Source organism: Paraburkholderia lebeckiae, from assembly GCF_050436325.1.
In the GTDB taxonomy this organism is placed as follows: Bacteria; Pseudomonadota; Gammaproteobacteria; order Burkholderiales; family Burkholderiaceae; genus Paraburkholderia; species Paraburkholderia tuberum.
This window is the reverse complement of the sequence record NZ_JBNDLZ010000003.1, coordinates 2,361,080-2,381,908: the sequence shown is the minus strand read 5'-3', so window position 1 is coordinate 2,381,908 and position 20,829 is coordinate 2,361,080. Positions and strand designations below refer to the sequence as shown.

The 20,829-nt window shown below is 62.3% G+C and carries 19 protein-coding genes; 12 read left to right on the top strand and 7 right to left on the bottom strand.

From position 1 onward, the window contains the following. Nucleotides 1-293 precede the first annotated feature (293 nt). The 5 genes from OKW44_RS28850 to OKW44_RS28830 form a co-directional block, all read right to left on the bottom strand. Nucleotides 294-1,082, bottom strand: a complete 789-nt coding sequence (locus OKW44_RS28850; RefSeq protein WP_018418532.1) for a hypothetical protein — start codon at nt 1,080-1,082, stop codon at nt 294-296. A gap of 82 nt (nt 1,083-1,164) precedes the next feature. Continuing rightward, nucleotides 1,165-2,208 carry a hypothetical protein gene (locus OKW44_RS28845; RefSeq protein WP_162633904.1) on the bottom strand — a complete coding sequence of 348 codons (1,044 nt, stop codon included), beginning with the start codon at nt 2,206-2,208 and terminating at the stop codon, nt 1,165-1,167. Between the two features lie 530 nt (nt 2,209-2,738). Continuing rightward, a complete protein-coding gene (locus tag OKW44_RS28840; protein WP_026225477.1) occupies nt 2,739-3,473 on the bottom strand; it encodes a hypothetical protein in 735 nt (244 codons plus the stop codon). 504 nt (nt 3,474-3,977) lie between these two features. Then, nucleotides 3,978-4,724 (bottom strand): SDR family NAD(P)-dependent oxidoreductase, encoded by a 747-nt coding sequence (locus OKW44_RS28835; RefSeq protein WP_018418529.1) that lies wholly within the window; start codon nt 4,722-4,724, stop codon nt 3,978-3,980. A 266-nt stretch (nt 4,725-4,990) separates the two neighbouring features. After that, nucleotides 4,991-5,923: a DMT family transporter gene (locus tag OKW44_RS28830; RefSeq protein ID WP_018418528.1), complete on the bottom strand. Its 933-nt coding sequence runs from the start codon at nt 5,921-5,923 to the stop codon at nt 4,991-4,993. Nucleotides 5,924-6,053: 130 nt separating this feature from the next. On the opposite strand from OKW44_RS28830, the gene OKW44_RS28825 reads away from it, so the two are divergent. Further along, a complete protein-coding gene (locus tag OKW44_RS28825; RefSeq protein WP_026225476.1) occupies nt 6,054-6,971 on the top strand; it encodes a LysR family transcriptional regulator in 918 nt (305 codons plus the stop codon). 51 nt (nt 6,972-7,022) lie between these two features. Here OKW44_RS28825 and OKW44_RS28820 read toward each other — a convergent pair whose 3' ends face one another. Then, entirely contained in the window at nt 7,023-7,223 is a 201-nt protein-coding gene (locus tag OKW44_RS28820) for a hypothetical protein (RefSeq protein ID WP_018418526.1), read from the bottom strand. Nucleotides 7,224-7,681: 458 nt separating this feature from the next. On the opposite strand from OKW44_RS28820, the gene OKW44_RS28815 reads away from it, so the two are divergent. After that, entirely contained in the window at nt 7,682-8,416 is a 735-nt protein-coding gene (locus OKW44_RS28815) for an SDR family NAD(P)-dependent oxidoreductase (RefSeq protein WP_018418525.1), read from the top strand. Nucleotides 8,417-8,542: 126 nt separating this feature from the next. Here OKW44_RS28815 and OKW44_RS28810 read toward each other — a convergent pair whose 3' ends face one another. Then, a complete protein-coding gene (locus tag OKW44_RS28810) occupies nt 8,543-9,538 on the bottom strand; it encodes an LLM class flavin-dependent oxidoreductase (protein WP_018418524.1) in 996 nt (331 codons plus the stop codon). A 336-nt stretch (nt 9,539-9,874) separates the two neighbouring features. Between OKW44_RS28810 and OKW44_RS28805 the strand changes: the two genes are divergently transcribed. The 10 genes from OKW44_RS28805 to astA all read left to right on the top strand — a co-directional run bounded on the left by OKW44_RS28805 (nt 9,875) and on the right by astA (nt 20,827). Continuing rightward, nucleotides 9,875-11,476 carry a rhodanese-related sulfurtransferase gene (locus OKW44_RS28805; RefSeq protein ID WP_018418523.1) on the top strand — a complete coding sequence of 534 codons (1,602 nt, stop codon included), beginning with the start codon at nt 9,875-9,877 and terminating at the stop codon, nt 11,474-11,476. A gap of 527 nt (nt 11,477-12,003) precedes the next feature. Beyond that, the gene (bamE, locus tag OKW44_RS28800) at nt 12,004-12,555 is read left to right on the top strand and encodes an outer membrane protein assembly factor BamE domain-containing protein (RefSeq protein WP_018418522.1); all 552 of its coding nucleotides are present in this window, start codon (nt 12,004-12,006) and stop codon (nt 12,553-12,555) included. 60 nt (nt 12,556-12,615) lie between these two features. Further along, on the top strand, nt 12,616-13,569 hold the full coding sequence (locus OKW44_RS28795) for a patatin-like phospholipase family protein (RefSeq protein WP_026225475.1): 954 nt from the start codon (nt 12,616-12,618) through the stop codon (nt 13,567-13,569). 355 nt (nt 13,570-13,924) lie between these two features. Further along, entirely contained in the window at nt 13,925-14,614 is a 690-nt protein-coding gene (locus tag OKW44_RS28790; protein WP_026225474.1) for an ABC transporter permease, read from the top strand. A 5-nt stretch (nt 14,615-14,619) separates the two neighbouring features. Next, nucleotides 14,620-15,333 (top strand): ABC transporter permease, encoded by a 714-nt coding sequence (locus OKW44_RS28785; protein ID WP_018418519.1) that lies wholly within the window; start codon nt 14,620-14,622, stop codon nt 15,331-15,333. A 91-nt stretch (nt 15,334-15,424) separates the two neighbouring features. Next, on the top strand, nt 15,425-16,216 hold the full coding sequence (locus OKW44_RS28780) for an ABC transporter ATP-binding protein (protein ID WP_018418518.1): 792 nt from the start codon (nt 15,425-15,427) through the stop codon (nt 16,214-16,216). Between the two features lie 28 nt (nt 16,217-16,244). Further along, nucleotides 16,245-17,288: a GlxA family transcriptional regulator gene (locus OKW44_RS28775; RefSeq protein WP_018418517.1), complete on the top strand. Its 1,044-nt coding sequence runs from the start codon at nt 16,245-16,247 to the stop codon at nt 17,286-17,288. A gap of 149 nt (nt 17,289-17,437) precedes the next feature. Next, entirely contained in the window at nt 17,438-18,673 is a 1,236-nt protein-coding gene (locus tag OKW44_RS28770; RefSeq protein ID WP_018418516.1) for an aspartate aminotransferase family protein, read from the top strand. A 67-nt stretch (nt 18,674-18,740) separates the two neighbouring features. Beyond that, nucleotides 18,741-19,793: an arginine/ornithine succinyltransferase subunit alpha gene (gene aruF, locus OKW44_RS28765; protein WP_018418515.1), complete on the top strand. Its 1,053-nt coding sequence runs from the start codon at nt 18,741-18,743 to the stop codon at nt 19,791-19,793. Continuing rightward, nucleotides 19,790-20,827 carry an arginine N-succinyltransferase gene (gene astA / locus OKW44_RS28760; protein ID WP_026225473.1) on the top strand — a complete coding sequence of 346 codons (1,038 nt, stop codon included), beginning with the start codon at nt 19,790-19,792 and terminating at the stop codon, nt 20,825-20,827. Before aruF ends, astA begins: the two co-directional genes overlap by 4 nt. The last annotated feature ends 2 nt before the right edge of the window (nt 20,828-20,829 follow it).

The following is a 20,829-nucleotide window of genomic DNA, read 5'->3' as shown; positions in this document are numbered from 1 at the left end:
CATAGTCCTGCGTCGCTCTGCGTTAAGCGAAGCAGCCTGGGGCTATTTTTTGGTCCATCGCGGCGTTCCGGAGAGGGCCGCCTGCGGACAGGCGGTAGTCGGCCACAAGGCTAGTTCACTTGTGGCATAGAGCCGACATGCCGGTGCCGGCTTGACAGCAAGTTACCCGCCGTTCGGGCGGCGATGATGCATCGAACGCAATGAACCGTTGCGGTCGGCCGAAGAGCCTCTCGCCGTTACTGACAACTAAGCGTCACCAGTTATCTCGCATTCAAACCTTAACCGTGAATAAGTTAAAAACGATATTTTACCTTTATACCAATCGCTTTACGTACATGCTCAGGTTGCACCACCGTCCCGACTGGAGAGCCGCCTTTACTCAGTACCGCATCGTCACTGCGACCGATACGCATCCATTCGAAATCACTCTCGACACTGACGTTGGGAACTGCTTTTGGCCGTACTTCGAGTGCGAACCGTGCGCCGATCGCAGATCTAGTCGAGAAATTTACGTGGTCAAATAACTGATTATCGAAGTTCACTTCGAGATGCTCGGGGGATGACGCGACGAGCAAGCCGGTCAGATAGATATCTGACCATGATGCCTGCAAAACACGTGTTTGCGCTCCCGCAAGAAATCGCCAGGAGTTGTATTCTTCCTTCAGTCCTAGTGTGGCGCCTTGTCCCAGGATATCTCGCTTCCAATAATCCCATTCGGTGCCCGCAAGGAGTAACACTGCGTCGGAGATGTATCGCCCCACTTCAGTCGTCATGCGAAACTGTCTGGTTCTCGTGTTTGTTGAAAACGCAATTCCGCTCTGCATCTGGCCGTCGTAGGTAAGATTGCCTCCATAAATTTCACCGCTCAAGCTGACAAGCCAGTCGCCTCTTTTGTAATTAGCCTTGAATTCAAGGCCGGGAAGGAAGCCGTGCTCTTTTACTAGCTGCTTTCCGTTGATGTCAACTTCATCCGTGGTTGCGTACCGAATTCCCCCGGCACCGTAAAATTCCCACTGTGCATAGGCCGACCTACCAGAAACTAATCCAGTGATCAAAGCGATAAATAAGACAACTTGCCTCATGGAATGCAATGAATTTGTGTTTATCCGAGGGAAGAAATAAAAAATGGGCGCTTAACCGCGCCCATTAATCATGAATCGTTGCTTAAATTCGGTTCATCAAATCCGCCCAGGTGGTATTGATCGTTTGATCGATGACCCCATCGCCATTGCTATCGATATCGATCCTGACATTGGTGCTGTCAATTGCGGTAAGCGTGGCGCTGCTCTGATCTGCTGCAGTTACCGTCATTGATCCAGTCGACGGACTCGCTGCGCCAACGGCTTGGAACGGTGCGTTGGTCTTCACGCTGAAATTGACGCTACCAAGCTTGGGCGAACTGCCACTCAACGTAAAGTTTGCGCTTGACGTGTTACTGCTGCCATTGATTGAACCGTTAAAACTATAGGCCGTCAGCTTACGGCTAATGACGGTTCCGTCGCTCTCAGTCAGATTCATCTGGAGTGACGATCCGCTGACAGCAGCAGTGGCAACTTGGGAACCAGATTGTTGGTAGCTTAGAGACATATCACCGTTGGCACCGATAGTGACGCCGCCGCTTTGCAGTGTCATATTGGCGTAATTAAGGGTGAGCGTAGCACCCCATGACGTGCCCGAACCAATCGTACCGGAAAGGTTGCTAAATCCATAAGTGATCTGGCCGTTCATTACCTCGCCATTTTCCGAACAATTATTGGCGGTAATCGACATACTATCGCCGTTGCTGACTGTCCCCGGATTCGCTTCGCTGACAGATACCGAAATTGTCCCTCCGCTTGCACATGCACCTGTGCTCGAGGCCGTTACACCGGTTACGAGGTTATTGACCGGCTGTACAGCAACGCCTTTATAAAGCTGCGCAAGCGACGCCGTAATGAGGCCAGCTGTTGGGGTCTCTACGGACACGCCTGTTGCCAGCGATGCTCCGGTATTACTTTGAGTGCCTAAGTCCTGTACCCCGGAATACGCATATGCCACAGTATCCTGAGCGTTAGTGGAGGTAATAACACCTACAGGAGCGGAACTTGAACTTGAATTTGAATTTGCCGCCGAAGTACCGCTGTCTCCGCCACCTCCGCCGCCACACGCCGCCAATAAGCAAGCACTGATCAAACCAGCAAAGACGCTTTTCGTAAAGCCGACTGACATAGTTTTATCCTTTTATTCATAAATTTATTATGGTGCTGCGGCCACCAACTGACCCCCAGGGTGACTTCTTGCGATTCTATCAGTCGGTTTGACAAATTGTAACGTTTTGTAAGTGCCTTCATCAATCCCAGAAGAATGCCGCGTACCGTCATCTCGCATCGCAAGCAGGCGGTGCGCGACAAATAGGATAGTGTTATGAAAAGGCAAAAGTACTCGGTTTTCGGGTGTCGCTTTACCCTTTCCAAATTTCTGCCAAGCCGATACGGCGCGATCTGAACGGTCGGTTTTTCAGAACGCCGCGTTCAGCACGCGTTTTGGCCGCGTCCATACGCCCGCTTTCACGCGAACAGCAGGCGATCAGGTCGATATAGCTTGAAGGAACCGTTACGCCGAGCATCCGCAATGTGTCGATGAATCGCCAACGCTCGCAGCAACATACCTCACCCAATTTCGACGACTACGCGCAGCCGGGTCGACATGCAAGGACCTCATTCCGGAACTGCTGAGAACGGCTGCGGCTATCAACCCGCTTACTGCGGCTGCGTCAAATCCTGCCCAATTGCTGCGACGACCGCCTGTTCGCAATCCTTGAGGCCTGCCACCGACTGATCGAACTGGTCGGTCAGCGTGCCGAAGCTGCCATAACGATATTTGGCGTCCGCTTCGATATGAATCGAATTGGCCTTGATGTCCCAGCCGCAAGCGAATGTCTTAAAGTACATGTCCTGCCTGGACTTCGAATCGAGCAGGCGCGCACGGATGACGACCCACGGAATGAAGTCGCCTGTATCCGGTGGGGATGCATAGCCAAACGAAGTAATCCACACGCTCAAGATGGCATCCGCGTCGGTCTTGACATCTGAGAAGTCGTCTGACTTGCCATCGCTTGAGAGCTTCACGTTCTGGCCGTGCAACGCAACGATCTGATAGCCGGAACTGGAAAGTCGCGCTGTAAGGCCATCGTCAACAACGGGAGCGAAAACGATCTTTTCGCTCGCCACACGCTGCGTGTACGTACTCGTATGATTGGCGTTGACCCCGGCTTGCACCAATCCACCAATCAATCCAAATGCTCCGGCAGCGCCACCGAAGTTGACCACGCTCTCCCCGCGCGGTTCCTTGACGTCCATCATTGCGATCGTATGGAGCTTTTGTCGATTGCTGGCGGCAAGGTCGGTTTTCGGAAGCGAAGCACAGCCCGTGAGCAGTGTTGTGACAACAAAACCCGCGGCGAGCACGGACTTTGAAAGTGCTTTGGTCTTCATATTCTTTATCTGTGGATGGAGAGCGTCGACGCGCAACAGCCCAGCGCCTTTGAATAATGGCGATCCCTGGCAATCAGGGACCAGCAAGCCATTTATCGGCACCACTGGTATGAACTTTAGAATTGCAACCGAGCTAAGCCCGCCCTTTGATCCACGAAAACCTCGAGCACTATTGCGCGCGTCCGTAGTCGACAAGCAGCAGCTTTACGAGGCACGGCGTCGAATTCATCCGTACGATGCAACTTATACACGGCTGCATTTGCCGACTTCGGAGACACGTCCCGACGCATGCAGAGCGTCCGGATGGGGCGCATGCGGCCGGTCGACGTCAGGCTGAGACCGGCCAACACGCGTCGTTAGATGGGGCGTGCACTGCGTTGCTCGCGCGACCATTCTCGCCGCCGAAGCGGCCCACGATCCGGCGATAACAAAGGACGCCGGTGCACTGAGCGGGCGCAACGCTCGCGCATCGGATCTTTGCCCGCGCGCCATGCGGCCAAGGAGCTATATGAAGCTTGCGCCTCCGTTGACGGGGATCGTTTGGCCCGTGATGAATGCATTGCCGACGACCATCAGCACGACGTCCGCGACCTCGCTTGCTTCGCCCAAGCGCCCGACGGGCAGCCTTTCTGCGACGTTTGACGCCTTAAGCGGTCCAGCCATTTCGGTGTCGATCGGTCCCGGTGCAACGGCGTTGACGGTGATCCCTTCGCGGGCGAGCCGTGCAGCATAGCCGCGCGTCAAGCCTTCGAGGCCGGCTTTCGATGCGTTGTAGTGAACGCCAACCAGGCCGGGGCCGCGGGCGGCGGCCGACGAGACGTTGACGATGCGGCCCCAGCGCCTCGCGCGCATGCCGGGTAGCACTGCCTGCGTGCAGAGAAACGCCGATTTCAGATTGACGGCGAGCGTTCGATCGAACTCCGCTTCCGCGAGATCGTCGACATCGACGATCGTCGCGGTGCCCGCGTTGTTCACGAGCACGTCGATCGGGCCGAGGCGGTTTTCCACCTCGGCGATCATCGCTTCGACGTCGTCTCCGACCGATACGTCGGCGCATACCGCGATCGCGCGGCCTCCGGCGCGTTCGATTTCCGCGACGACGTCGGCCGCGTCGTTCTCGCGTTGCCGATAGTTGACGGCGACTGCTGCGCCGGCTGAGGCAAGCGCGATCGAAATGGCGCGTCCGATTCCGCGCGAGCCGCCGGTCACCAAGGCGACGCGATCGTTTAAGTTGAGCGAATGTGCTGGCATCGTGGAACTCCTCAGTTGCGGGGGGACAGAACCGGTTGTGGCCTCGTCTGCGAGGCGTGGTGTCGCTGAGCGAGGCGTTGCCGGAAAGCATCCTAGTTTGCCCCCTTCAAAGCGTCGTCGCCGGAAAGCCGCCCTGCTGCTTTCATCGATCTTTCGGCCGTTCTGGCTTCAAAGCCGCCGTTGCAGCTAGACTCGGCCGAAGGGCAGCTCAGGGGCTTGGGGACAGGCTGTAGCCGGCCAGGAGCCGCTTGCGACCTAAAGACAGGCTAAACGTCGACCGAAGTGGCGGGATGCATTTCGAACGCCGCGTTGGCGTCCCTTTTAAATGGAACCGCCGCCAGCACCGATGCAAGTACCATCAGACCTCCGCCAAACCATGCCCAGCCAGAAAGATGCTCACCGAGCCATACGTATGCGAATAGCGCACCGAACGCGGGCTCGCTTCCCATCAGCAAAGCGACGCGCGTTGGGTTGCTGCGCTTGACGGCAAAGTTCTGTGCGAAGAAAGCGAACAACGTACAGGCGAGCACGAGGTAAGCGATGCTCGCCCAGAAGTCACCGTGCCCACTGAGCGACGGCAGCGCATCCCAATGTTGTGACGGCAACACGAACGCCGCCAGGACACTGCCCAATGCAACGACGCCTGCCTGGACCGCCGTCAACGACAGCGGAGCAAGTTCCGATTCGCGCATCACACGCTTGGTCACGCACACCATCAGCGCACGCAGTAACGCCGCAAGAAGAATCAGCGCGTCGCCCGCGGTCGGAATGATCACGCCTCCGCTCACGAACGCGGCGCCCGTCAGCGACAGGCCCACGGCGATCCATTCGCCACTCGACGGCTTTCGTCGTAGCAACACCCATTCGACCAGCGGCGTAAGCGCGACACACAGACTGATAAGGAACGCCGCATTCGACGCGCGTGTGTGCGCTATCCCGAAAGTCTCGGCCAAAAAGATGCCGAGCAGGATTGCACTGGAGCCGAGCGCACCCAGCAAGGCGGACGCTTTGACGTGTCGGAGCGAGCGCAACGCCGGCGACAACACGAGGAACGTCAGCCCGAAGCGCAACGCCAGCAGACCGAGCACGGGATAGATCGTGAGCGCGCCTTTCACGACCCCATAACTCGTGCCCCACACCATCGCGACCGCAAGCAGCATCAGGTCGGATATCCATAACGGGCTCTTTTGCTTCGACATGACGGACCTTCTGTTTTTCATTCGAACGGCCCAAATTGTCGGGTATTGCATTGAGAAATATAATCCGCATCAGTGGAACATCTTTTATGTTTGAGATGCACAAATAGCTGGTGAGGGTGCGAGGGTCGCGATGAATCCCAATGAACTCTTTGCGTTGCTACCCGACATGGCGACGTTTGCGAGGGTTGTCGACGCCGGCAACTTCTCCATTGCCGCGCGGCAACTGGGCAGTACACCGTCGACTGTCAGTCGACAGATCAAGCGTCTTGAGGATTCGCTTGGCACGCGGTTGCTTGAGCGCTCGACCCGTAGCATCCGTTTGACGGATTCAGGCGCGCAGGTCTACCGGTATTGCCGGGATATGGTCGGCGCAGCGTCGGGCGCCGTCGACGTCGCTGGACAAGTGACGGGTGATCCGCGAGGCAAGGTCAGCATCAGTGCGCCGATTTCATTCGCGCGATCTGTCATCCATCCGCTTGTTCCCGAATTTCTGCGCATGTGGCCCGACGTGGATGTCCATCTGGTCTTCGCCGACCACGAAGTCGATCCGCTACGTGACGATGTCGATATGGTGATCCGACTCACGCGTTCGCCTCCGCCAGGCCTTGCTGCCCGGCGACTTGGAGCGGTCAAATGGGTTCTATGCGCGTCACCTGCTTATCTCGCGGAATGGGGGACACCGGCCGAGCCACGCGACCTTGACCGGCATGCATGCATGTATCTAGGGGAGACGGTCGACGACAATCGATGGCATTTCCGCCGCGACTCAGAGACACAGTCGGTCGAAGTGAAGGGCCGATACATCGCCAATGATGCGGGCGCGCGATTGGATGCTGCGCTGCATGGCCTGGGCATTGCGAGCTTGCCCGATTTTGCCGCTGCGCAGGCGATTTCCAGGGGCGACATTGTGCGGGTGCTGACCGACTGGGAATTCGAGGCGCGTCCCTATATGGGACCGGTCTGGCTGCTTTATCCGTCGAATCGTTTTTTACCGTCTCGAGCACGTGCGCTCATCGATTACCTGGTTAGCCAGCTCCACGACAGGTAGGCTGCCACACCGACGGCATCAGGCGCGCAGGGCTGCGCGCCTCCTTTGCTGTCAACCGTGGTAGAAGCCGTCGGTGACCGAGTTTTGCAGCACGCCGTCGACATAGACGCCGACAGGGTCGCCATCAGCGGACGTGAGGATCGAACCGATGTGCTGGCCGGGTAGTTTCATCCGGCCACCTTGAATTCTCGTCATCTCCTGGTGATCAAGTTCTGCAGAGTTCTGGATGTCGTCGATGGTCAGTGTGTTCATGATGTGTCTCCTTGAACAAGAGGGTTGTAGAAACATTTGAGCGGCCGGCTGCCTGCAGCACACAACGCACATGTCATGCCATCCGGGCGTGCTCTGCGCGGAGCGCATCCCCCCGGTGAATCGCGATGATGTGAGTCTGGGCGCCACCATCACTTAGCCAAACGAAGTTGGAAAATCGCTGACATGGCCTTGTTTTCCTTCACCTCATCTAGTCTTTTTCTGTTCGAAAGCGAGGCTCTATGCCCGATCCTGACTTAATCGGTGTTGCCGGGGGCGCTGTGGACACGCAGATGTATCTCGACATGAACGACAGCAACGAATCGCAGGCGTTCTTGACCGAACCACCTCACTGGTCGATGGTGGCGCATCGATTACACGTACGTGAACCTCCTGGCGGCATCCGACGTTCAAGTTCCGATGTCGCCGTTTTTAATTCATCCATTGAAAGGAAACAACTCATGGACCTGAACCTGACAGGCAAACTCGCACTGGTGAGCGGCAGCACAGCCGGCATCGGTTTCGCTATCGCGAGCACGTTGGCGCAGGAGGGCGCTCGTGTGATCGTGAACGGCCGCTCCCAGTCATCTGTGGACGACGTGGTCGCGCAGCTGAAAGCGCAGACGGGCAGCGACGTGCAGGGATTTGCGGGCGATCTCAGTACCGCCGCTTCAGCAGAAGAGCTCGCGCGACGCTATCCGGACGTGGAAATTCTGGTCAACAACCTGGGCATCTTCGAGCCCAAGCCGTTTGAAGAGATCCCCGACGCGGACTGGCAGCGGTTCTTCGACGTCAATGTCTTGAGTGGGGTACGCCTCGCTCGCCTGTTTTTGCCTGCAATGAGGCAGGCCAACTGGGGGCGCATCATTTTCATTTCGAGCGAAAGTGCGGTGCAGATTCCTGCTGAAATGATCCACTACGGGATGACGAAAACCGCGCAGTTGGCAGTCTCGCGGGGGCTCGCCGAAGCCGTTGCCGGCGAATTCGTGGAGACCCTTGCCAAGGCCGACGGCAAATCGTTTGAAGCGTTCGAAACAGAGTTCTTCGAGAAGGTCCGTCCCACCTCGCTCATCAAGCGATTTGGTTCGCCGCAGGAAATCGCGTCGCTCGTGGCCTATATCGCCAGTCCGCTTTCGTCGGCCACGACGGGAGCCGCGTTGCGGGCCGACGGGGGCGTTATAAAAAGCGCCTTCTAGACCCCGAAGGCATCGGGCCGGCTTCTCACACGATCGGCCCCAACTCAGTGCAAAGACAAGGGCGGCTTGGCATGAGCCGCCCTCTTTTCGTGCGTCGCCATGTCCGCCGATCGATTCGCGAACCGCTTATCTGGCCGCCATCATTTCATCGCGCACCTCGGCGCCGATCTCGAACGAGCGCAGCCGCGCGGCGTGATCGTAAATCTGCGCGGTCAGCATCAACTCGTTCGCGCCGGTCTGCTCGATGATCGATTGCAGACCTTCGCGGATTGCGTCGCGATCGCCGAGCACCGTGCAAGCGAGCGCACGCGCGACGTTGTTCAACTCCATCTCCGACGCGTCGAGCCGCTCGACCGGCGGCTGCAATTGTCCCGGCGTGCCGCGCCGCAGATTGATGAACTGCTGCTGCAGCGACGTGAACAGCCGTGCGGCTTGGTCGTTCGTGTCGGCGGCGAACAGATTGACGCCGACCATCGCATAGGGCTTCGCCAGCGTCGCGGACGGCCGGAACTGCGTGCGATACACCTGCAGCGCGGTCATCATGTAATCGGGCGCGAAGTGCGACGCGAACGCGAACGGCAGCCCGAGTGCCGCGGCCAGTTGCGCGCTGTACAGCGACGAACCGAGCAGCCACAGCGGTACGTTCAGGCCCGCGCCCGGCACCGCGCGAATGCGCTGGCCCGCGACCGGCTCGGCGAAATACCGTTGCAATTCGACGACGTCGTCGGGGAAGGTTTCGGCGCTCGCCTGGAGATCGCGGCGCAGCGCGCGAGCGGTGGTCTGATCGGTGCCGGGCGCGCGGCCGAGGCCGAGATCGATCCGCCCCGGATACAGCGACGCGAGCGTGCCGAACTGCTCGGCGATCACGAGCGGCGCATGGTTCGGCAGCATGATGCCGCCGGAGCCGACGCGAATCGTCTTCGTGCCGCCGGCCACGTAGCCGATCACGACCGAGGTCGCCGCGCTCGCGATACCGGTCATGTTGTGATGCTCGGCGAGCCAGTAACGCTTGTAGTTCAGCTTTTCCGCGTGCTGCGCGAGTGAAAGTGTGTTCCTGAACGCGTCAGCCGGCGTGGCACCCGCGGTGACCGGCGAAAGATCGAGAACCGAGAAGGGGATCATTGTCTGTTGATTGCGATGGGCGGCGCTTTCGCGCGATGGGGCATTGTGGCAAAGCGGCGCCTTTTCTGCTGGCGGCGCGGCGATGCCCCTGTCGGCTGAAGGGTCGGCGGGACCCACGCGGCGCGATGAGGCACGACGGGGATGCGGCGCGTGGCGCGGAAATTGCGCGTGCGTAGCGTGTTCGCGCGGCGGTGCTTCGCATTCGCAGTGCGCCCGAATAACCAATCCAGCGAGTGACCGTGCGCCGATCGGAATTCGAGTGTACGGTTAAGTATCGGTGCGGTGATGTGATCCGTTGCCGGAAATCTGGAATGTAGCAAAGGAGTTCCCGATCCCATGAGTGTCGTCAAAGAGTTTCGTACCCGGTCGTTCCAAGACGTGTGCCATGCATTGCTCGACCGCGAGGAGATCGCGCTCGTCGACGTGCGTGAAGAAGATCCGCACGCGCGCAGTCATCCGTTGTTCGCCGCCAATCTGCCGCTGTCGCGGCTCGAACTCGACGCGCCGCTGCGGCTGCCTCGCCCGGCCGTGCCGATCGTCGTGTTCGATGCCGGCGAAGGCCTCGCGAGGCGTGCGGCCGAGCGCTTCGCCGAACTCGGCTATACCAACGTCGCCTTGCTCGAAGGCGGCCTGCAAGGCTGGCGCGAAGCGGGCGGCGAGTTGTTCAAGGATGTCAACGTGCCGAGCAAGGCGTTCGGCGAACTGGTCGAAAGCGTGCGTCATACGCCGTCGCTGTCCGCCCAGCAGGTGCAGGCGCTGCTCGATCGCGAGGCCGATGTCGTGGTGCTCGACGCGCGCCGCTTCGACGAGTTTCAGACCATGAACATCCCCGGCAGCATCAGCGTGCCGGGCGCGGAGCTGGTGCTGCGCGCCAGGCAGCTCGCGCCGGATCCGGCCACGCGCATCATCGTCAATTGCGCTGGGCGCACGCGCAGCATCATCGGCGCGCAGTCGCTGATCAACGCGGGCGTGCCGAATCCGGTGGCCGCGCTGCGCAACGGCACGATGGGCTGGACGCTCGCCGGTCAACCGCTCGCGCATGGCAGCGCGCGGCGTGTCGAAGGCGCGGTCGACGACGCTTCCCGTCTCGCCGCGGCAGAAGGCGCGCGCGCGGTTGCCGACCGGGCGCGCGTGCGCCGCACGTCGCGCGACGAAGCGCGCCGCTGGGCCGATGAAGCGGTACGTACCGTCTATCGCTTCGACGTGCGCAACACCGAGGAATACGAGGCGGGCCACGTGCCGGGTTTTCGCAGCGCACCGGGCGGCCAGCTCGTGCAGGAAACCGACCTGTTCGTGACGGTGCGCGGCGCGCGCGTGATCCTCGCGGACAGCGACGGTGTGCGCGCGAACATGACCGCATCGTGGCTCGCGCAGATGAACGTAGAGGTGTACGTGGTCGATGGCCTGACGGCGGCCGATTTCGCCGAGAAGGGCATGACGCCGTTGGCGCGCAACGCGGTCACGCCGCCCGACGTCGACGACATCGAGCCGGCCGAGCTCGCCGCGCTGCTGCAGTCGACGGGAACCGTCGTGCTCGACTTCACGAGCAGCACGCACTATCTGAGGCGGCATGTTCCGGGCGCGTGGTTCGTGATCCGCAGTCAGCTCGCCGACGCGCTGCGCACGCTGCCCGATGCGAAGCGCTATGTGCTCACGTGCGGCAGCGACGTGCTCGCGCGCTTCGTCGCGCCGGAGCTCGCCGCGGCGACCGGGCGGCCGGTGCAGGTGCTGCGCGGCGGCACGACCGCGTGGATCGACGCGGGCTTGCCCGTGGAGTCGGGCGGCACGCGGATGGCGTCGCCGCGGATCGATCGTTATCAGCGGCCGTATGAGGGCACCGAGAACGCGCGCGAAGCGATGAGCGCGTATCTGGAGTGGGAGCATGGGCTCGTCGCGCAACTCGCGCGCGACGGAACGCACGGCTTTCGTGTGATTTGATTGGCCGGCGATCCGGGGGGGGCGGGCGGCCCCCCTTGCGCCGCGCGAATCTTCTGCCGATTCGGTGTAAACGCGCTCTCGTCGAAAGCCTCCGATGCGTTTAGATTAGCGGCATCTGGAAGGCTTTTCGAGGGACCAGGGCGGCCATAAAAGGCAGCGGTTTGTCATTCGGCGATGGCGCAAGGTGAGTAGCCAAGGTTGCTCATCGCTTCGTCTGGAGCAGACCGCTGCGCGTCGTCCGCGGTGCTTCGCGCAAGGCGGCTAATGAGCCGCCGTCACTTCCGGTTGATCCTATCGACCGACATGGCGACGCTGTATACAGCGTCGCCTTTTTGCTTCTGGCGTGCCCATCTCAACCGACCTCAGCCGATCCCTTAGCGCTGCGCGCAACACGTTGCGTGCGTAGCCGCACCCGTCGCGCCTGCGTTGCTCGCGGTTTTCTCCGTGCGCGGTTATCCTTGTAGTACACACTACAGACCGGCCAGGCGCCGCGACGACAAATCCCGCACATCCGGACAGGAACCGAAGTGAGCCTCAAACCGCTGGGCGTCACGCTACTGATAGCGTGCTGTGCGCTGACCGGCTGCGACCAACAGCAGAGCGATCAAGCCGTGCAAAAACTCAAGGACTTTTTCAACGCCGTCAAACCGGACGTGTTGCTGCTCAAGAACATGACGCCGGGCGTCACGACCGAAGCGCAAATCCTCGCGCAGATGGGCAGGCCCGAAACCACGCGCAGCTTCACCGACGGCTCGAAGCGCTTCGAATATCCGCGCGGCCCGCAAGGCCTGAACACCTACATGGTCGACATCGATCGCGACGGCAAGCTGCAGGCGATCACGCAGGTGCTGACCGCGGACAACTTCGCGAAGGTTCGCTCGGGCATGTCCGAGGACGAGGTGCGGCGCTTGCTCGGCAAGCCTGGACAGGTCGCGGTGTTTCCGCTGAAGCCGGAAACCGTGTGGAGCTGGAAATGGCGCGAGGGCGGCGTGACCGAAGAAGGCATCTTCAACGTTCACTTCGACCGGAACCAGAGGGTGTACACCACGTCACGCTCGGACGTGATTCGCGGGCGATAGGCGAGGGGCAATGTCGATCAGAAGACGGCCGGATAAGCGGGCCGAAAAAGCGGGGTAGGCATGATACGTCGACGTCGATACAGCCGGATCGGGCTGGTGTTGGGGGGCGGCGCCGCGCGCGGCTGGGCGCATATCGGCGCGATTCGCGCGCTGCAAGACGCGGGCATCAGGCCCGACGTCGTGTGCGGCACGTCGATCGGCGCGCTGGTCGGCGCGGTCTATGCGAACGGCGATCTCGACTGGCTCGAGGAGTGGGTGTCGCGCCTCACGTGGCAGACCGTGGTGCGGCTGCTCGATCTGCGCATCTCGGGCGGCCTGCTTGGCGGGCGCAAGGTGATCCAGCTATTCGCCGACAAATTCGCCGGCTGCTCGATCGCGCAACTGCAGATGCCGTTCGCGGCGGTCGCGACCGAACTCGACACGGGCCGCGAAATCTGGCTGCAGGACGGCAGCACGATCGACTCGGTGCGCGCATCCATTGCGATTCCGGGCATCTTCACGCCGGTATGGCACAACGGCGTGTGGCTCGTCGACGGCGGGCTCAGCAATCCGGTGCCGGTGTCGGTCGCGCGGGGCATGCGCGCGGACTGCGTGATCGCGATCGATCTGAACAACGACATCCTGAACGGCCGCGATTTCGGCGGCCCGGTCGTCCAAACGCCCGCGCTCGATCCCACCGCGCCGCCGCCCGTCGCGCTGCGCCGCAACGGCAAGCCGTGGCCGCGCTGGCTCGCGCCGGCGGAGGCGAGCGCCACCGACGACGTGCGCGTACCGCCGAAGCCGAGCGCGAACGTGCCGTCGATGCTGAGTTCGATCGCGCAAAGCATCGACATCATGCAGGTGCGCATCACGCGCAGCCGGCTCGCTGGCGAACCGGCCGATATCCTGATCCAGCCGCGTCTCGGCGGCATGGGCATCTTCGATTTTCATCGCGCGGCGCCAGCCATCGAGGAAGGGCGCGAGGCGGTCGAGCAGATGCTGCCGGCGATTCGCGCGCGGCTCGGGCTCGACTGAGCGCGAGCTGTCAGGCGTGGGAGCCGGCGTGGACGCGCTGATGCAACAGCGCGACGCGTTCGGGCGGCGCCACCGCCGTCGGCGCGGCCTATCGAAAAAGCGACCCGAAACTTGCTAAATCGCCGCACGGCCAGGCGCGCGCGGCGCGCGCGACAACACGATAACCCCCGTGAAACCAAGCGCTACGAGCTTTCCGTCGTGCGTCGAAGTGTCATGTTGCGTCGCAGCAAACCACCCGCCCCATATTTGAGAAATTGATTTCAGCTTGCGAGACTCCGCGCCATACCGGAGCAGCGAGCAGCCCACGAAGCCGCCGCCATCCGCGCCAATTCAACGAACCTGGATGGAGACACGCGTGTTCCTATACGGCTTTGGTCCCGTGCTGCTCGCCGGCACACTCCAGACGATCGAGCTGTCCGTTCTGTCGCTGGCGGCCGCTGTGTTGCTCGGCCTCGCGGGCGCGGCGGCGAAACTCTCGTTCAACCGGCCCTTGCGGGTCATCGCGACCGGCTACACGACGCTGATCCGCTCGGTGCCCGACCTCGTGCTGATGCTACTGCTGTTCTACAGCATCCAGATCTGGCTCAATGATCTGACCGACCTGTTCAACATCGAGCAGATCGACATCGATCCGTTCGTGGCCGGCGTGCTGACGCTCGGTTTCATCTACGGCGCGTATTTCACCGAGACTTTTCGCGGCGCCTTTCTCGCGGTGCCGCGCGGCCAGCTCGAGGCGGGCAGCGCCTACGGCATGAGCGGCGTGCGCGTGTTCACGCGCATCCTGTTCCCGCAGATGATGCGCTTCGCGCTGCCCGGCATCGGCAACAACTGGCAGGTGCTCGTGAAGGCCACCGCGCTCGTGTCGATCATCGGTCTCGCCGACGTCGTCAAGGCCGCGCAGGACGCGGGCAAGAGTACCTTCAACATGTTCTTCTTCATCCTCGTCGCCGCGCTGATCTATCTGGCGATCACCACCGTATCGAACGTCGCGCTGATCTGGCTGAACCGCCGCTATTCGATCGGCGTGCGACACGCGGAGCTCTGAGCGTCATGATCGACATCCTCAATCAATTCTGGAAGGCGTATCTGTTCTGGGACGGGCAGCGCCTGTCGGGTCTCGCGGTCACGCTGTGGCTGCTGGTCGCGTCGATCGCGATCGGCTTCGTGTGCGCGGTGCCGCTCGCGGTCGCGCGCGTGTCGAAGAAGCGCTGGCTGTCGACGCCGGTACGTCTGTACACCTACGTATTTCGCGGCACGCCGCTCTACGTCCAGCTGCTGTTGATCTACACCGGCGTGTACAGTCTCGCGTTCGTGCGTTCGCACAGTCTGCTCGATGCGTTCTTTCGCAGCGGCTTTCACTGTGCGATCCTCGCGTTCGCCTTGAACACCTGCGCGTACACGACTGAGATTTTCGCGGGCGCGATCCGCTCGACCTCGCATGGCGAAGTCGAGGCGGCGCGTGCCTACGGCATGAGCGGGTTCACGATGTACCGGCGCATTGTGATACCGTCCGCGCTGCGCCGCGCGTTGCCGTTGTACAGTAACGAAGTGATCCTGATGCTGCACGCGACGACGGTCGCGTTCACGGCCACGGTGCCCGACATCCTGAAGGTCGCGCGCGATGCGAACTCGGCGACCTACCAGTCGTTCAATGCGTTCGGGCTCGCGGCGCTGATTTATCTCGTGGTGTCGTTCGCGCTGGTTGCGCTGTTCCGGCGCGCCGAGCGTCGCTGGCTCGCGCATCTCGCGGTGCGCACGCACTGAGCCCGCGTTGACGACATAGCATCGGGCGCCTCGAGCTTCGGCACGGTGGCGTCCGCACCAGACCGATCCGTATTCTCACTGGGAGAGCGTCTTGCTCCATACCACTCAAACCGAAGCTTGCAAGCTCGCCGTACAGGACATCCACAAGCGCTACGGCGACAACGAAGTGCTCAAGGGCGTGTCGCTCAACGCGAACAAGGGCGACGTGATCAGCATCATCGGCGCGAGCGGCTCGGGCAAGAGCACTTTCCTGCGTTGCATCAATTTTCTCGAGCGGCCGAACGCCGGGCAGATCGTCGTCGACGGCGAAGCGGTCAAGACGAAGACCGATCGCGCCGGCAATCTCGAAGTCGCCGATCACAAGCAGCTTCAGCGCATCCGCACGAAGCTCGCGATGGTCTTCCAGCACTTCAACCTGTGGGCGCACATGAACGTGCTCGAAAACGTTATCGAAGCGCCGATTCATGTGCTCGGTCTGAAGCGCAAGGAAGCCGAGGACCGGGCGCGCGAGTATCTGGAGAAGGTCGGGCTCGCACCGCGTCTCGAGAAGCAGTATCCGTCGCATCTGTCGGGCGGCCAGCAGCAGCGTGTCGCGATCGCGCGCGCGCTCGCGATGGACCCGGACGTGATGCTGTTCGACGAACCGACCTCCGCGCTCGACCCCGAACTCGTCGGCGAAGTGCTGAAGGTGATGCAGAAGCTCGCCGAGGAAGGCCGCACGATGATCGTCGTCACGCACGAAATGGGCTTCGCGCGCAATGTGTCGAACCACGTGATGTTCCTGCACCAGGGCCGCACCGAGGAAGAGGGTAATCCCGCCGAGGTGCTGAGCGCGCCGCGCAGCGAGCGCCTGAAGCAGTTCCTGTCCGGCAGTCTGAAGTAACGCGCGGCTCGCTTTTCACGGACACCCGATGGCCCGCACGTCCAGCCCGGCTCGCACGACCCAGGTCGTGATCGTGGCACTGCCGCCCGTGTCGATGTCGGGCGTCGGGCCGATCGTCGACGCGCTCAATCTCGCCAATGAAATCGACGGCCGCGCGCTGTATCGCGTGCAGGTATGTTCGTGGGACGGCCGAGCGGTGCCACTGTCGGGCGGCGCGCAATGGCCGGCCGATGCCGCGTTCGGCGACGCGATCGCGTGTGACTGGCTGATCATCGTCAGCGAGCGGTTCCAGCAGTTCGCCGACTACCGGCTGTTTCTCGCAAGCCTCGCGCGCGTCGGTCAGCGCACGCCGCTCGTCACCGGTATCCACCACGGCGTGTGGTGGCTCGCGATGGCGGGGCAGCTGTCCGGCTATCGCGTCAGCGTGAACTGGGAAACCTATCAGCAGTTCTCTGAACAGTTCGAACGCTCGATCGTCACGCAGCAGATCTTCGAAATCGATCGCGATCGCGCGACCTGCGCGGGCGGCCAGGCGACCGTCGACTTCATGCTCGCGATGATCGGCCGCGAGCACGGGCCCGAACTCGCGGAGCGCATCGCCGATACGCTCGGCGTAGGCGTGCTGCGCGCGGGCGAGGAGCGTCAGCGCATTCCGTTCGTGACCGCGCCGGGCGAACGACACCCGCGCCTGAACGACGCGCTGCTGCTGATGGAAGCCAATATCGAGGACCCGCTGACCACCGATGAAATCGCCGGCTTCGTAGGCGTCTCGCGGCGGCAGCTCGAGCGCCTGTTTCGCCAGTATCTCGGCTCGATGCCGTCCAAATACTATCTGGGGCTGCGGCTGTCGAAGGCGCGCACGCAATTGCAGCGCACCAGCAAATCCGTCGTGCAGATCAGCCTCGCATGCGGGTTTTCGTCGGCGGCGCACTTTTCGAATGCGTATCGGGAGCGCTTCGGCGTCACGCCGCGCGAGGATCGCCGCAACTGGATCGACCGCCAGACCGGCGCGCACGGCGGCGCGAGCGAGCCGCGGCCGGCCGCGCTGATCGAGCGGCCCGAGCTCGATTGACGAGTCCGAACGAAACGCCTGCACGAAAAGTACCCGCTGTGGCCCGGCGACGCGCGGAACCTCATAGAAAGCGTCGCGTATGCGCAAGACGTGCCGCGCGCGGTTTCCTACACTAGCTGTATTACCTGTCACCCGTAAAAGGAATTGCCATGAACGACCTGACTGTGACACGCCAGACCTTCGACGAAGTCATGGTGCCGGTGTTTGCCCCCGCCGCCTTCGTACCGGATCGCGGTCTCGGCTCGCGCGTGTGGGACACGCAAGGCCGCGACTATATCGACTTCGCCGGCGGCATCGCCGTCACCGCACTCGGTCATGCGCATCCGGAGCTGCTAAAGGTGCTGCATGAGCAGGGCAGCAAGCTGTGGCACATCGGCAATGGCTACACGAACGAACCGGTGCTGCGCCTCGCGAAGCGCCTCGAAAGCCTCACGTTCGCCGACCGCGCGTTCTTCGCGAATTCGGGCGCCGAGGCGAACGAGGCCGCGCTGAAGCTCGCGCGCCGGGTCGCGTTCGACCGTCACGGCGCGCAGAAAGATGAAATCATTTCGTTCGCGCAGTCGTTCCACGGCCGCACGCTGTTCACCGTCAGCGTCGGTGGCCAGCCGAAGTACTCGGAAGGCTTCGGCCCGGTGCCGGCCGGCATCACGCATCTGCCGTACAACGATATCGAAGCGGCGAAGAAGGCGATCGGCGCGCAGACCTGCGCGGTGATCGTCGAGCCGATCCAGGGCGAGGGCGGCGTGATCCCGGCCGATCCGGCGTTCCTGAAGGCGCTGCGCGAAGCGTGCGACCGGCACAACGCGCTGCTGATTTTCGATGAAGTGCAAACCGGTGTGGGCCGCAGCGGCTTCTTCTACGCGTACCAGGACACCGGCGTGACGCCGGACATCCTGACCACCGCGAAGGCGCTCGGCAACGGCTTCCCGATCGGCGCGATGCTGACCACCAAAGAGCTCGCCGCGCACTTCAAGGTCGGCGTGCACGGCACGACTTACGGCGGCAATCCGCTCGGCTCGGCGATCGCGGAAAAAGTGGCCGAACTCGTCAGCGACCCGAAGCTGCTCGAAGGCGTACGCTCGCGCAGCGAAGTGCTCAAGGGTCATCTCGCGAAACTGAACGAGCGCTTCGGGCTTTTTACCGAAGTGCGCGGCAAGGGTCTCCTGATCGGCGCCGAACTGAACGACACGTTCCGGGGCCGCGCGAAGGACTTCGTCAACGCGGCCGGCCAGCACGGCGTGATCATGCTGATGGCGGGTCCGGACGTGCTGCGCTTCGTGCCGTCGCTGATCATGCCGCTCGACGACATGGCCGCAGGCTTCGCGCGTCTCGAGACGGCGTTCGGCGAACTCGTCGGCGCGAACGCGCAGGCGGCGTCGCATTGATGTTCAGGCAGTCCCGCACGCCCACGCTGATGCAGCGGATCATGCGTCACATTCAACGGGAACGATGATGCTCTTCGTACGTCCAGGCCGCCTTGCCGATCTCGATGCGCTCGAGCATATGGCACGCACCGCGCAGCCGGTGCTGCATTCCCTGCCGCACGACCGGCGCGCGCTCGAAGCGCGGGTCGCGTTGTCGGAAGACTCGTTTCGCGCGGAGGTCGATTTTCCGGGCGAGGAGTTTTATCTGTTCGTGCTCGAAGATTCGGAGACCGGCAAGCTGATGGGCACCGCGAGCATCGTCGCGGCGGCCGGGTACGCGGACCCGTTCTACGTGTTTCGCAACGACGCGCTGATTCATGCGTCGCGCGAACTGCACGTGAATCGCAAGATTCACGCGCTGACGATGTCGCACGAGCTGACCGGCAAGAGCCGGCTCGCGGGCTACTACATCGACCCGTCGCTGCGCGGCGACGCGGCCGCGCAACTGATGTCGCGCGCGCGGATGATGTACATCGCCGCGAATCGCAAGCGCTTCACGCCCGAGGTGTTCTCGCTGCTGCTCGGCGTGACGGACGAAAACGGTGTATCGCCGTTCTGGGAAGCGGTGGGGCGCAAATTTTTCGGCCGCGATTTCGCCGACATCGAAGTCGAATCGGGCGGCCGCAGCCGCACCTTCATCGCCGAAGTGATGCCGACCTATCCCGTGTATGTGCCGCTGTTGCCCGAAGCGGCCCAGCGCGTGCTCGGTGAGCCGGACGCGAACGCGCTGCTCGCCTACGAGATTCATCTCGAGGAAGGCTTCGAGACGGATCGCTACGTCGATATCTTCGACGCGGGTCCGGTACTGACCGCGCAGGTGGATCGCAGTGTCAGCGTGCAGCACAACGAAACGCGCGTCGTGCGCGAGGCATCTGCGACGCACGGCGAAACATACCTGATCGCGCACAACGGCGCCGCCGGCGAGTTCCGGTGCGTGCTCGGCGATCTCGCGCCCGGCAAGAAGTCGGGCGCCGGGTTGTCAGAGGCGGCGCGCGCCGCGCTCGGCGTACGGGAAGGCGATGCGGTGCGCTGCGTGCCGCTGCATCAGCCGCAGGATGAACAATCGGGAGACGCGCAATGATCGTCGTTCGCGTAGTACAACGAGGCGATGTGGATGCGCTGATGCGGCTCGCGCAGGAAACCGGGCCGGGCCTGACCACCTTCAAACCGGATCGCGATGCGCTCGCGGCGCGTGTCGAGCGCGCGCGCCGCACGATGGAAGATCAGGCCGCGCCGCACGAGGCCGGTTATTTCTTCGTGATGGAAGACACCGCGACCGGCGACGTGGCCGGCGTCTGCGGTATCGAAACGGCGGTGGGTCTGCAGCAGCCGTTCTACAACTATCGCGTGAGCACGGTCGTGCACGCGAGCCAGGATCTCGGCATCTGGACGCGCATGCACGCGCTGAACATCTCGCACGACCTCACCGGTTATGCGGAAGTGTGCTCGCTGTTCCTGAGCCCGCGTTATCGCACGAGCGGCGTCGGCGGCTTGCTGTCGCGCTCGCGCTTCATGTTTCTTGCGCAGTTTCGCGAGCGTTTTCCGCAGCGTCTGTGCGCGGAGCTGCGCGGCCATTTCGACGAGCAGGGCACGTCGCCGTTCTGGCGCGCGGTCGGCTCGCATTTTTACCAGATCGATTTCAACGCGGCCGACTATTTGAGCTCGCACGGCCGCAAGGCGTTTCTCGCCGAGCTGATGCCGCGCTATCCGGTGTACGTCGAACTGTTGCCGGAAGAGGCGCAGCGCTGCGTCGGCCTCACGCATAACGACACGATCCCCGCGCGCCGCATGCTCGAAGCCGAAGGGCTGCGCTATGAGAATCACGTCGATATTTTCGACGCGGGTCCGGTGCTCGAATGCCATATCGCCGATTTGCGCACGGTGCGCGAAAGCGTGCTGGTGGCGGCTGAAATTGGCGAGGCAGCGGAGCAAGCCGCGCAGGACGGGCCGAAGTCGATGGTATCGAATACGTCGCTCGGCGATTTTCGCGTTGGCGTCGTGACGGGCGTGCCGCGCAACGGTGTGTGCCGGCTGAGCGCGGCCGAGGCCGACGCGCTTCGCGTGCAGGCAGGCGATCCGCTGCGGGTGCTGCCGTTGAAACACAAACAAGGATGATC

Excerpts from the sequence above, each read along its gene's own strand:
- OKW44_RS28805 (WP_018418523.1), top strand. The coding sequence starts at position 9,875 with ATGAGTGTCGTCAAAGAGTTTCGTACCCGGTCGTTCCAAGACGTGTGC.
- OKW44_RS28850 (WP_018418532.1), bottom strand. The coding sequence starts at position 1,082 with ATGAGGCAAGTTGTCTTATTTATCGCTTTGATCACTGGATTAGTTTCT.
- OKW44_RS28770 (WP_018418516.1), top strand. The coding sequence starts at position 17,438 with ATGAACGACCTGACTGTGACACGCCAGACCTTCGACGAAGTCATGGTG.
- OKW44_RS28845 (WP_162633904.1), bottom strand. The coding sequence starts at position 2,208 with ATGTCAGTCGGCTTTACGAAAAGCGTCTTTGCTGGTTTGATCAGTGCT.
- OKW44_RS28810 (WP_018418524.1), bottom strand. The coding sequence starts at position 9,538 with ATGATCCCCTTCTCGGTTCTCGATCTTTCGCCGGTCACCGCGGGTGCC.
- OKW44_RS28825 (WP_026225476.1), top strand. The coding sequence starts at position 6,054 with ATGAATCCCAATGAACTCTTTGCGTTGCTACCCGACATGGCGACGTTT.
- aruF (WP_018418515.1), top strand. The coding sequence starts at position 18,741 with ATGCTCTTCGTACGTCCAGGCCGCCTTGCCGATCTCGATGCGCTCGAG.
- OKW44_RS28775 (WP_018418517.1), top strand. The coding sequence starts at position 16,245 with ATGGCCCGCACGTCCAGCCCGGCTCGCACGACCCAGGTCGTGATCGTG.
- OKW44_RS28795 (WP_026225475.1), top strand. The coding sequence starts at position 12,616 with ATGATACGTCGACGTCGATACAGCCGGATCGGGCTGGTGTTGGGGGGC.
- astA (WP_026225473.1), top strand. The coding sequence starts at position 19,790 with ATGATCGTCGTTCGCGTAGTACAACGAGGCGATGTGGATGCGCTGATG.
- OKW44_RS28820 (WP_018418526.1), bottom strand. The coding sequence starts at position 7,223 with ATGAACACACTGACCATCGACGACATCCAGAACTCTGCAGAACTTGAT.
- OKW44_RS28785 (WP_018418519.1), top strand. The coding sequence starts at position 14,620 with ATGATCGACATCCTCAATCAATTCTGGAAGGCGTATCTGTTCTGGGAC.
- OKW44_RS28835 (WP_018418529.1), bottom strand. The coding sequence starts at position 4,724 with ATGCCAGCACATTCGCTCAACTTAAACGATCGCGTCGCCTTGGTGACC.
- OKW44_RS28815 (WP_018418525.1), top strand. The coding sequence starts at position 7,682 with ATGGACCTGAACCTGACAGGCAAACTCGCACTGGTGAGCGGCAGCACA.
- OKW44_RS28840 (WP_026225477.1), bottom strand. The coding sequence starts at position 3,473 with ATGAAGACCAAAGCACTTTCAAAGTCCGTGCTCGCCGCGGGTTTTGTT.
- OKW44_RS28830 (WP_018418528.1), bottom strand. The coding sequence starts at position 5,923 with ATGTCGAAGCAAAAGAGCCCGTTATGGATATCCGACCTGATGCTGCTT.